The 10521-nt window shown below is 54.8% G+C and carries 8 protein-coding genes; 1 reads left to right on the forward strand and 7 read right to left on the reverse strand.

Annotation, left to right across the window (positions count from 1 at the left end):
- Position 1: 1 nt before the first annotated feature.
- The 7 genes from M989_RS07970 to M989_RS08000 form a co-directional block, all read right to left on the reverse strand.
- Positions 2–1093, reverse strand: a complete 1092-nt coding sequence (locus tag M989_RS07970; RefSeq protein ID WP_064544055.1) for a microcin C ABC transporter permease YejB — start codon at positions 1091–1093, stop codon at positions 2–4.
- A 9-nt stretch (positions 1094–1102) separates the two neighbouring features.
- Positions 1103–2944 carry an extracellular solute-binding protein gene (locus M989_RS07975; protein ID WP_083965132.1) on the reverse strand — a complete coding sequence of 614 codons (1842 nt, stop codon included), beginning with the start codon at positions 2942–2944 and terminating at the stop codon, positions 1103–1105.
- A gap of 50 nt (positions 2945–2994) precedes the next feature.
- Positions 2995–4560 (reverse strand): cyclic di-GMP phosphodiesterase, encoded by a 1566-nt coding sequence (locus M989_RS07980; protein ID WP_064544061.1) that lies wholly within the window; start codon positions 4558–4560, stop codon positions 2995–2997.
- 123 nt (positions 4561–4683) lie between these two features.
- Entirely contained in the window at positions 4684–5256 is a 573-nt protein-coding gene (gene mepS / locus M989_RS07985) for a bifunctional murein DD-endopeptidase/murein LD-carboxypeptidase (protein ID WP_064544062.1), read from the reverse strand.
- 418 nt (positions 5257–5674) lie between these two features.
- Positions 5675–6391 carry a phosphatase PAP2 family protein gene (locus M989_RS07990; RefSeq protein ID WP_064544076.1) on the reverse strand — a complete coding sequence of 239 codons (717 nt, stop codon included), beginning with the start codon at positions 6389–6391 and terminating at the stop codon, positions 5675–5677.
- Positions 6392–6435: 44 nt separating this feature from the next.
- Complete coding sequence (locus M989_RS07995) at positions 6436–7413, reverse strand: CobW family GTP-binding protein (RefSeq protein WP_064544064.1); 978 nt, start codon at positions 7411–7413, stop codon at positions 6436–6438.
- A 122-nt stretch (positions 7414–7535) separates the two neighbouring features.
- Positions 7536–9002: a mannitol dehydrogenase family protein gene (locus M989_RS08000; RefSeq protein WP_064544067.1), complete on the reverse strand. Its 1467-nt coding sequence runs from the start codon at positions 9000–9002 to the stop codon at positions 7536–7538.
- A 204-nt stretch (positions 9003–9206) separates the two neighbouring features.
- On the opposite strand from M989_RS08000, the gene uxuA reads away from it, so the two are divergent.
- Positions 9207–10397, forward strand: coding sequence for a mannonate dehydratase (gene uxuA / locus M989_RS08005; RefSeq protein WP_064544069.1), 1191 nt, complete (start codon positions 9207–9209; stop codon positions 10395–10397).
- Positions 10398–10521: the final 124 nt, after the last annotated feature.

Below are 10521 nucleotides of genomic sequence, written 5' to 3' on the forward strand. Positions count from 1 at the left end.
GTTAGCGGCCCTCAAAATCAATGCGGGGATCGACCAGCGTATAGCTAATATCGCTGACGATATTCATCAGCAGGCCAATCAGGGTGAAGATATAGAGCGTGCCGAACATTACCGGGTAGTCGCGTGAAACGGTGGCCTCATAGCCCAGCAGCCCCAGCCCGTTGAGGGAGAACATGACTTCAATTAACAGTGAACCGGTAAAGAACATACTGATAAAGGTGGCGGGAAAACCGGCAATCACCAGCAGCATGGCGTTGCGAAAGATGTGCTTCCATAAGATCTGGTTTTCGCCAACGCCCTTCGCGCGGGCGGTGACCACGTACTGTTTGCGGATTTCATCGAGAAACGAGTTCTTGGTCAGCATGGTCAGCGCCGCAAAGCCGCCAATCACCGTCGCCAGCACCGGTAGGGTGATATGCCAGAGATAGTCAGTGATTTTTTGATACCACGGCAGGGTGTCGAAATTGGCCGAGGCCAGCCCGCGTAGCGGGAAAATATCGTAGTAACTGCCGCCAGCAAACAACACGATCAGCACGATGGCGAACAGGAATGCCGGAATGGCGTAGCCAATGATAATGCCGGTACTGCTCCAGATATCGAATCGACTGCCGTTATAGACCGCCTTGCGGATGCCAAGCGGAATAGAGACCAGATAGATGATCAAGGTACTCCATAGCCCTAATGTGACCGAGACGGGCAGGCTCTCTTTCATCAACTGCATCACCGAGGCGTTGCGGAACAGGCTGTTGCCAAAATCGAAACGCAGGTAGTCGCCCAGCATCTTGAAATAGCGCTCGTGTAGCGGCTTGTCGAAGCCATAGCGTTGGGTGATTTCAGCGATCACCTCCGGGTCGAGCCCGCGCCCGCCGCGATACTGACTTTCGGCAATATTACTGACGCCCGCGCGCGCCTGGCCACCGCCCATTCCGCCGCCACCGCCGGGCAGGCTGCCCTGGTGGCCGAACTCGACTGCCGCGATAGCCTGATCGACCGGACCACCCGGCGCAATCTGCACAATAAAGAAATTAAGCGTGATGATGGCCCATAGGGTTGGGATAATCAGCAGCAGTCGACGAAGCAGATAGGCGCCCATATTCTCTCCTTAGCGTCGCGCTGCGGGCAGCGTGGCTGCTTTGTTGACGTCATACCACCAGGTGTCAAAACCGGGCGCGTCAATACCGGATGAATAGAGCGGATGCACCGGCGGGTAAGAGAACTTATTCCAGTAGGCGGTACGGCTGCCGGACATATACCACATTGGCAACATATAGTTATTCCAGGTCAGCACCCGGTCGAGCGCGCGGCCAAGCGGCACCAGCTTTTGCTTGTTGCCCTGCCAGCGGATGATCTGATTGATCAGGCTATCAATCGCCGGGTTGGCGACGCCGGGCGCATTGTACGAAGAGTTGATGTAGGCCGACGACCAGGAGATCTGTAAATCCGCGCTGGGCCACGGCGTCGCCCGCCACAGGCTTGGCATCATGTCATAATCGCGCTTACGTAGACGATTGGTGAGCTGGGAGATATCTACCTGGCGGATGTCCATTCTGACGCCAATCCGCTGTAAATTATGCTGGAACGGCATCACCCACTGATCGTTTCCGCCGGAGGCCAGCAGCAGTTCGAAGCGCAGCGGCTGGCCGGTTTTTTCATTGACCCGCTGTTGCCCCTGCAGAACCCAACCCGCTTCGTCCAGCAGGCGTCCTGCCTTCAGCAGATTTTCACGGTCGAAGCCGTCGCCGTTCGAGGTCGGCGGTTGATAAATGGAGGTGAAGACCTCCGGCGGCAGTTCGTTTTTCAGTGGCCCGAGCAGGAGCAGTTCATCGGCGTCAGGATAGCCGCGGGCGGCGTACTCGGTGTTCTGAAAATAGCTGTTGGGGCGGCTGTAAGCGTTATAGAACAGCGCTTTGTTCATCCACTCAAAATCAAACGCCAGGCTGACCGCCTGACGCACCCGACGGTCGGCAAATACTGGTCGCTGGATGTTAAAGGCGAGCCAGCGGGTATCCTGCGCGGCATCGTTCTTTTGCTGATCTTTCACGATATAACCGCTGGTAAAGTTTTTGCCAATATAGCGGGTGGCCCAGTTTTTGGCGCTGCTCTCGGAGCGCACGTCATAGGCTCCCGCCTTAAAGGCCTCGAAGGCGACATTATCATCCAGATAGTAGTCGTAGCGCAGCGTGTCGAAATTCCAGCGCCCGCGGTTAACCGGTAAATCGGCGCCCCAGTAGTTTTTGACGCGGGAATAGATAATGTATTGCCCCATCTTCCAGCTGCTGATGCGGTACGGCCCACTGGCCAGCGGCGGCGTGCTGAGCGGATCGCTGAGTTTATGATCTTTCCAGAATTTTTCCGGCAGAATCGGCAGCGTAAACAGCCCGAGCATGTCCTCTTTACCGGGCTTCGCCAGCTCAATACGCACGGTGAGCGGGGCGATGGCTTTGACGGTCGAGCCTTTGTAAATCAGGCGGAACTGCGGCACGCCCTCGGTCATAAATTTGTGGAAGGTAAATGCGACGTCTTCGGCGGTTATTGGGCTGCCGTCGTGAAAACGGGCGCGGGGGTTAATCGTCAGTTCCATCCATGAATAATCGTCGGCATAGCGCGCACGGTCGGCCACCAGCGGATAGTAGCTGCCAGGCTCATCGTCCGAGGTGGTGAACAGCGCGTCGTACAACGATTCAGTGCGGACGGCGGCATTGCCGCGCAGCGCATAGCGGTTAAAGTTATCGAAGGTGCCGATAGCCGCAAGCGTGACGTTACCGCCTTTGGGCGCTGCGGGGTTGACGTAATCAAAGTGATGAAAATCAACGTCGTATTTGGGGTCGCCGATGACGGCAAAAGCGAAGCTCTCTTTGATGGTGTGCGCCTGCGCGGGTAAAACGCAAAGCAGCAGCAGGGCAAAACAGATACGCGGCAGGATCACGACAGGTCTACCCCACATTGAAACGTCTTGATTGAATACATCTTTTATCATGAAATCTTAATTGAGCATCATTCCATTGTGAAATACTTTGCAGGCTTATGGTATTCCGCCGTCAGGTCTTCCAACGTGAGCGGGCGGCTAATCAGGTAACCCTGCAGAAAATCTACGCCATGGTCACGCAGCCAGGTCGCCTGTTCTTCGGTTTCCACGCCTTCGGCAACCGTGACAATATCCAGCCGCTGAGTGAGCGTCAGCACGGCGTCCAGCACCGGGGAAGTGATGGTCTCCCGGCCAATGGCGTTGACAAAACCGCGGTCGATCTTGAGATAGTCGAGGGTAAAACGTTCGAGGTAAATCAGCGCGCTGTGGCCGGTTCCGAAGTCATCAATCGCCACCTCAATGCCTTCGCCACGCAGCCAGCTAAACAGGCTCATTGCCTTTTCCAGATGGAGCATGTCGCGTTCGGTGATTTCCAGCACCAGCTGGAAATAGTTGTCGGGCAGGCTTGCCGCGAGCTTACGGATATCTTGCTGGAAACTTTCTGCGTGCAGGTGCCCTGGGGCGATGTTAATCCCCAGCTTCGCGCCGGGCGGCAGAATATCTTTCAGGATTGCGGCATCCCTGGCGATCAGTTCGAACAGATGCTGGGTGAGGGGAACAATCAGATTCTGAGCTTCGGCAAAACTGATAAAGGCATCAGGGGGAATATTGCCAGCTGTCGGATGCGACCAGCGCATGAGCACTTCAACTCCGGCAATCTGCTGATTTTTGGCATCGACCACCGGCTGGTAAACCACATAAAACTGATGGTGCTTGATGGCAGAGAGGATCTCTTTCCCCGGTCGTGAGCGAATGGTCAGGATATAGAAGCACAGCAGCCCGCCAATCAGACCGCAGGTCAGGCCTAACAGCAGCGCATAGAGCAAGTTATCGGTCCCCGAGGCGTTGCTATAAAGATAGACCTCAAGCGGAACGCCTTTGATCTTCACATGGCGTACCGCGGTGTCGGTAATATCGCTCAGCGCGAGCGGTTTGCTGCTGAACGTCGAGATTGCCGTTTTGCCGTTCACCACCAGCGCCACGCCGTTGTACGGCGTTTGTTTCGAGGAGTAAAGCACCCACGGCATTAAATTGGCGTTAATCGAGGCGAAGATGCCGCGATTTTCCAGCAGCGGGCTCTTAACCCACAGCACAAAGGCGGGCGTGGTGGGCATCATCGGCGTACCGGGGAGGATCCCCATGACGTGCGTTTTGTTCAGGTCAAGATCCGGCACCAAATCTTTTAATGGCAGCGACATTTGTCCGGTAGCGGAAGAACAGTAGGCAATATGATCTTTCACCAGCAAAAACGCGCGGACGTTCATGCTGAAGGCGGCGCGGGCGGTCAGCTCCGATGACACATCGTCACACGGGCTCATGGTCAGCGGCTGGAGTGAATCCATGGTAACGAGAATTTGGCGAAAATAACCGTTCAGGTAGTTCTGCAGGCTTGAGATAGTGGTATCGAACTGTACCGCGCGACGATGATGAAAAATAGAAAACTGGATCACCCCGGCAAGCAGAGCAATCATCAGGCCAGCGACAACGCTGGAAGAGATAATATGGCGGTTAATCGACGAATAACGAGTGAACATGCAACTTCTCTATGCTACGGAACTTCAAAGAAAAGAATACTGATGAAGCATAAAAAAAGCACTGCCGGAGCAGTGCTTTTTTTATGCTTACCGTCAGCCAAGGGAAACCGACGGTAAACCTCATTACGAACGACTCAGGACACGGCGAGCTTCGTTGTAACGCTTGTTCCAGTAAGGTTCATTCATGCTGGAAATGGTCACACCGCTGCTGGTGGATGCATGAACGAACTGATTATTACCAATATAGATGCCGACGTGGCGACCGGTAGAACCGGCACGGAACAGCACTAAATCACCGGTGCGCAGCTGACTGCGTTTAACGGATTTACCCGTTTCCTGCTGTTCCCAGGTAGAACGCGGCAACTCTAAACCGAACTGTTCACGGAAGGTGCGCTGTACGAAGCTGGAACAATCGATACCGCGTTTCGTGTCGCCACCCAGACGATAACGAACGCCTTTCCAGCCTGCGTATTGATCCATCAAACGTGATTTCACGTCGAGGTTACGCACCATATTTTCAAATTCATCCTGAGAGGCTTGCAGTGACGAGGCATCTTCGGTGCCCACAGCATGCGTCTCAGAATGCATGTTCTTTGCGGTATTACTGGTTGAACTACATGCAGAAAGCAGAACCGCAACTGCTACCGCTGGAATCGCTCGCAAGATATATCTCAAAATCGGCTGAGATTTGACCATTTTCGTTGTTTTCCCTTGAAGTCCTTAACGACCGTAGCCGTTATAAAAAATGCCAAACGCGTCTGAGACTAAATACACGCATTCAATGAGACAATTCTTTGAATTCAGTTTTGTGGTGCAGCGCACAAACTTTAATTTATGACAACAATAATTGCTCTTTGAAACGACAAACGCGAATGAGATTACCTTAACGAAAGCGGCATTGCGAGCGCTTTTGGCCGATTTTTTATAAGAAATAGTGATACACAAAGTTAAAATTTGTGAATGGGTAAAAATTCAGCGTTAGCGGGTAAAAAATCAGCAACCCATTCATTATTAGAGTGAATATTGTGATCGGAAGATGACGTTATTGAGAAGTTAATAAAAAATAAAAAGAGGGCGTTTGCCCTCTTTTTGGAATGCCAGATGGAAAGGTTATTTAATGACCTGATTTGCGTTTGGTGAAATAGGGTAAATTTCGCTCAAATAGCCCAATGACTCTATCGCTTAATGGCGTCATCAATACCCACGGCACGCCAATCAAAACGGCGGTGAGTGAGCCGATGGCGATATCGGTAAACCAATGGGCGCCAATCATGACCCTTGGGAAGGCAAAAACCACAAAAATAACCAGTGAAATAAGAAATGCGCGACGACCAAAATAGCGCCACATAAATGCGGCAAATATCAGCAGCATCATTCCGTGATCCCCCGGGAAGCTATCCCGGGAGCCGTCTTTGGTGGAGAAGGCAATAAAATCACTGACGCGGTGCACGCCCGGCAGAGAAACCGACGGGCTGCTGCGAGTGACGGGCATCAGGTGCTGCGCTAGCTGGTTGACGATCACCGCCGCCAGCAGCATCACCAGGCCAATAATGACAATACGACGGCGACCGTTGCTATCCTCTTTCAGCCAGAAACTCAGCATCAGGCAGCCCATTGCCAGCAGCGAGCAGCCGTCAAAGGCGCGGTTGTTGATGATGGCTAAAAACCATGCGTAGCCGAGATTGTCGGCGCTCAGTCCCTGGTTGAAAAAATGGAAAATCGCCAAATCAAGGCTCGACCACAGCCCGTGGTTCGCCGGCAGGAACCACGACATAAAAAGCGCCACGCCAGCGGCGTTAAGCAACAAAATTAAGGAAAAACGTGTACGCATCGTCATATTCACCGCAGTTAGTCTCGGCGCAAACCTTAGCGGTATCACCCTAAACGAAGTTTCAACAGCGCCGATTGTAGTGAATTCCAGTCGCTTTCAGCGTCGTTAATCAGTTCAATGCGGCTATCGGGCGGGGCGACGTTTTGCGTTTCGATATGCAGGTCTGCCCCCTGACGGTTAATACGCACCAGGCCTTCAGGAATGCGCATCACCGCCTTTAGTCTGGCAACCGGGGCGAGTCGCGCCCACTCCAGCAGGCCGATGGTGTCAAAGGTCGTATCGGCATCAAAAATCCAGCCGCAGGCATAATAACCCTGACCCTGGTTCACGCTACGACGCCAGCGCTGATGTTCCGGCAGACTTAACGCCGCCAGGCCCTTGTTCGAGGGATGTGAGTGAGAGTGGGCGGCGCTGGCTTTCAGTTCAACCCGATTGCGGCGAGGAGTATCAAGCAGGGCGACGTCGATATTTCCCTGGGTCGCGTCAACGCGCAGGCGCTCGCCGCCGTTCTGCTGCCACCATTCTGCCATCGCCCGTTGGCTCTCAGCGGTGGCGCGGTCGGCTTTATTGCTGACGATAATATCGGCGGACGCCAGCTGATCGCGGAAATTTTCGTTATGCCGGATCTTTTCGTCCAGCAACTGGCGTGAGTCCATCACGCAGAGCGTGGCTCGCAGATCGATCCATGGCTCATAGACCGGTGCGGTGAGCAAATCGAGAATTTGCTTCGGATGGCCCAGGCCGGTTGGCTCAATCAGCAGACGATCCGGTTTCCCCTGGCGCAGCAGCGTGTTTAAGCCGACCTGCATGGGCAGACCGTTGACGCAACACATGCAGCCACCGGGAATTTCCTTCAGCAGTGCGCCGCTGTCGGCCAGCAGTGCGCCATCAATGCCCACCTCGCCAAATTCGTTGACCAGCACGGCCCATTTTTCATCGGCGGGTTTATGGGCCAACAGGTGCAGAATGGAGGTAGTTTTACCGCTGCCGAGAAAGCCGGTGATCAGATTGGTTTTAGTCACGAAAACTCCGGGATGAAAGAGAACAGTGTTACCTGGATCACTTTATCCTGGCGAAAACGGGATCAAAAGAGAAGTCCTGAAGCGGGCCTGAGATTAAATGGCCCGCTTGATGGCAGGAAAAGTTAACGGTTGAGCGCCGTCAGCACCGCCTGGCGCGCGCCCTCACGGACAAGACTTTGCCAGGCTTCTTCCACGGCCTGCACAAACTGCGGGTTGGCGGGCAGGTCGCTGCCGAAGATTTCTTGCAGCGTCAGCAGGGCCGCCACGCGGTTTTCATCATGGCTGGTTTCAACGATAGCGCGAATTTTCTCGGCCAGCGGATCGCGAATATCAATGGCATTGCCCATATCGTCCACGCCGCTCACGTAGCGCATCCAGGCCGCCACGCCCAGCGCCAGCAGCGGCCAGCGGCTACCCTGTTTAAGGTGAATACGAATACCGTCGAGCAGGCGCTGCGGCAGCTTCTGACTGCCGTCCATGGCGATTTGCCAGGTGCGATGCTGGAGCGCCGGGTTGCTGAAACGCGCGATCAGGCTGTCGGCATAGGCGCCCAGATCTACGCCGGAAATACGCAGGGTCGGCGCTTGTTCTGCCATCATCAGGTGACGTGCGGCGCGGCGGTAGGAAGCGTCCTGCATACAGTCGCTGATGTGCGCGTAGCCCGCCAGATAGCCGAGGTAGGCGAGGAAGGAATGGCTGCCGTTGAGCATCCGTAGCTTCATCTCTTCCCACGGCAGTACGTCGTCAACCAGCTGTGCACCCACGCTGCCCCAGTCCGGACGCCCAGCGACGAAGTTATCTTCAATGACCCACTGAATAAACGGCTCGCAGCTGATGGCGCATGGGTCTTCCACGCCAAGCTCGCGGGTGATTTCCGCCAGCGACGCGTCGGTGGCTGCCGGAACGATACGGTCAACCATGGTGCCGGGGAAGCTGACATGTTCGGCAATCCAGCTTGCCAACTGTGGATCGCGTTTAGCGGCCATGTCCAGCACCGCGTTTTTCACCACGTGACCGTTGTCGGGAATGTTATCGCAGGAGAGTACGGTGAAGGCAGGCAGGCCGCGCTCGCGACGGCGGTGCAGCGCCTCGACAAGGATCCCCGGCGCGGAATGCGGCTCGTCAGGCGATTGCAGATCGTGGACGATCCTCGGTTGGGTCAGATCCAGATGCCCGGTGGCCGGATCGATGCAATAGCCTTTTTCGGTAATGGTCAGAGAGACAATCGCCACCTGGGGTTCGCAGAACTTTTCGATGATCGCCGCCAATGAATCGAGCCTGGCGTTCAGGCACTCTTTTACCGCGCCAATAATAATCGGTTGGTTACCCGCCGCACTTTTCTCCATGACGGTAAACAGATGATCCTGCTGACGCAGCTGGCTCATCAGCTGGTCGCCGCTGAACAGGCTGATTTCGCAGATTCCCCAGTCGCCGCCGTGCTGATTGAGTACCCGGTTGGTCAACAGCGCCTGGTGCGCGCGGTGAAAGGCGCCAAAACCGAAATGCACAATTCGCGAACGCAGCTGTTGTCTATCATATTGAGGTAACTGCACGTTGGCGGGGAGGGTGCACGAGGCGATTGTCTTCATTGTCTATACATCCGATTAACGATTAATTAACGTCGGCAGTGTAAAGTTATATGACAGAAAATTGAATTGGTGTGCCGTATTTATCGCGTTAGTGTGAGCTGGATCAATCAATCCAGGCGGATTATTTGACGCTCCGGCAGAAACATGTATGGTAGTCGTCATTAACAGCGATTTTATTGGTATAACAACTTTAGAGGTGAGGCAATGGAACAAACCTGGCGTTGGTACGGCCCGAACGATCCGGTATCTCTTGATGATGTGCGTCAGGCTGGCGCTACCGGCGTAGTCACGGCATTGCACCATATCCCGAACGGTCAGGTGTGGCCGGTAGAAGAAATCAAAGCGCGTCAGGCGCTGTTGGCGGAAAAAGGGCTGACCTGGTCCGTCGTCGAAAGTATTCCGTTACATGAAGATATCAAAACCGGTTCTGGCCAGTACCAGACCTGGATTGCTAACTATCAGCAAAGCATCCGCAACCTGGCGGAATGCGGTATCGACACCGTATGCTACAACTTCATGCCGATCCTCGACTGGACGCGTACCGACCTTGAGTACACCCTGGAAGACGGCTCTAAAGCGCTGCGTTTTGACCAGATCGCGTTTGCGGCCTTCGAGCTGCATATCCTCAAACGCGAAGGCGCTGAGGCGGATTACTCCGCGGAAGAACAGCGTCAGGCGCTGGAATATTTCAACGCGATGAGCGAAGCGGAAGTCACGAAACTGACCCGTAACATCATTGCGGGCCTGCCGGGAGCGGAAGAGGGCTATACCCTTGACCAGTTCCGCGCGCGTTTGGCCGAGTACGATCACATCAGCAAAGATCAGCTGCGTGAAAACATGGCCGTGTTCCTGCGTGCGATTGTGCCGGTTGCGGAAGAAGTTGGCGTGCGCCTTGCCGTGCACCCGGACGATCCGCCGCGCCCGATCCTCGGCCTGCCGCGTATTGTCTCTACCATTGAAGATATGCAGTGGCTGAAAGAAACCGTTAACAGCATTAATAACGGTTTTACCATGTGCACCGGTTCTTACGGCGTACGTGCCGATAACGACCTGGTGAAAATGATTGAAACCTTCGGCGACCGTATCCACTTCACGCACCTGCGCTCTACCTGCCGTGAAGACAACCCGAAAACCTTCCACGAGGCCGCGCATCTGCAGGGCGACGTGAACATGGTTGCCGTGGTTGACGCGATTTTGACCGAAGAACAGCGCCGTAAGAAAGCGGGCGACCTGCGTCCGATTCCGATGCGTCCTGACCACGGTCACCAGATGCTGGACGATCTGAAGAAGAAAACCAACCCGGGTTACTCCGCGATTGGTCGTCTGAAAGGCCTGGCGGAAGTGCGCGGCGTTGAGCTGGCGCTGAAAATGACCAAATTCCGCGACCTGCTGTAAAGACGATTTCCCCGTCCTGACTCTCTCTTCGGGAGAGAGTCAACCGCCGCGGAGCCCTTGGGCCTCGAGTGTGCGCCGTGCGGTTTTTCTCTCTGCTCCTGGAGGGCGGGGGAATACGGCAAGT

Origin of the sequence: Kluyvera georgiana ATCC 51603, assembly GCF_001654985.1 — a bacterium.
GTDB lineage: Bacteria > Pseudomonadota > Gammaproteobacteria > Enterobacterales > Enterobacteriaceae > Kluyvera > Kluyvera georgiana.

Coding starts and splice junctions, on each gene's coding strand:
- M989_RS07970 (WP_064544055.1), bottom strand. CDS start 1,093: ATGGGCGCCTATCTGCTTCGTCGACTGCTGCTGATTATCCCAACCCTA.
- M989_RS07975 (WP_083965132.1), bottom strand. CDS start 2,944: ATGTGGGGTAGACCTGTCGTGATCCTGCCGCGTATCTGTTTTGCCCTG.
- M989_RS07980 (WP_064544061.1), bottom strand. CDS start 4,560: ATGTTCACTCGTTATTCGTCGATTAACCGCCATATTATCTCTTCCAGC.
- mepS (WP_064544062.1), bottom strand. CDS start 5,256: ATGGTCAAATCTCAGCCGATTTTGAGATATATCTTGCGAGCGATTCCA.
- M989_RS07990 (WP_064544076.1), bottom strand. CDS start 6,391: ATGCGTACACGTTTTTCCTTAATTTTGTTGCTTAACGCCGCTGGCGTG.
- M989_RS08000 (WP_064544067.1), bottom strand. CDS start 9,002: ATGAAGACAATCGCCTCGTGCACCCTCCCCGCCAACGTGCAGTTACCT.
- uxuA (WP_064544069.1), top strand. CDS start 9,207: ATGGAACAAACCTGGCGTTGGTACGGCCCGAACGATCCGGTATCTCTT.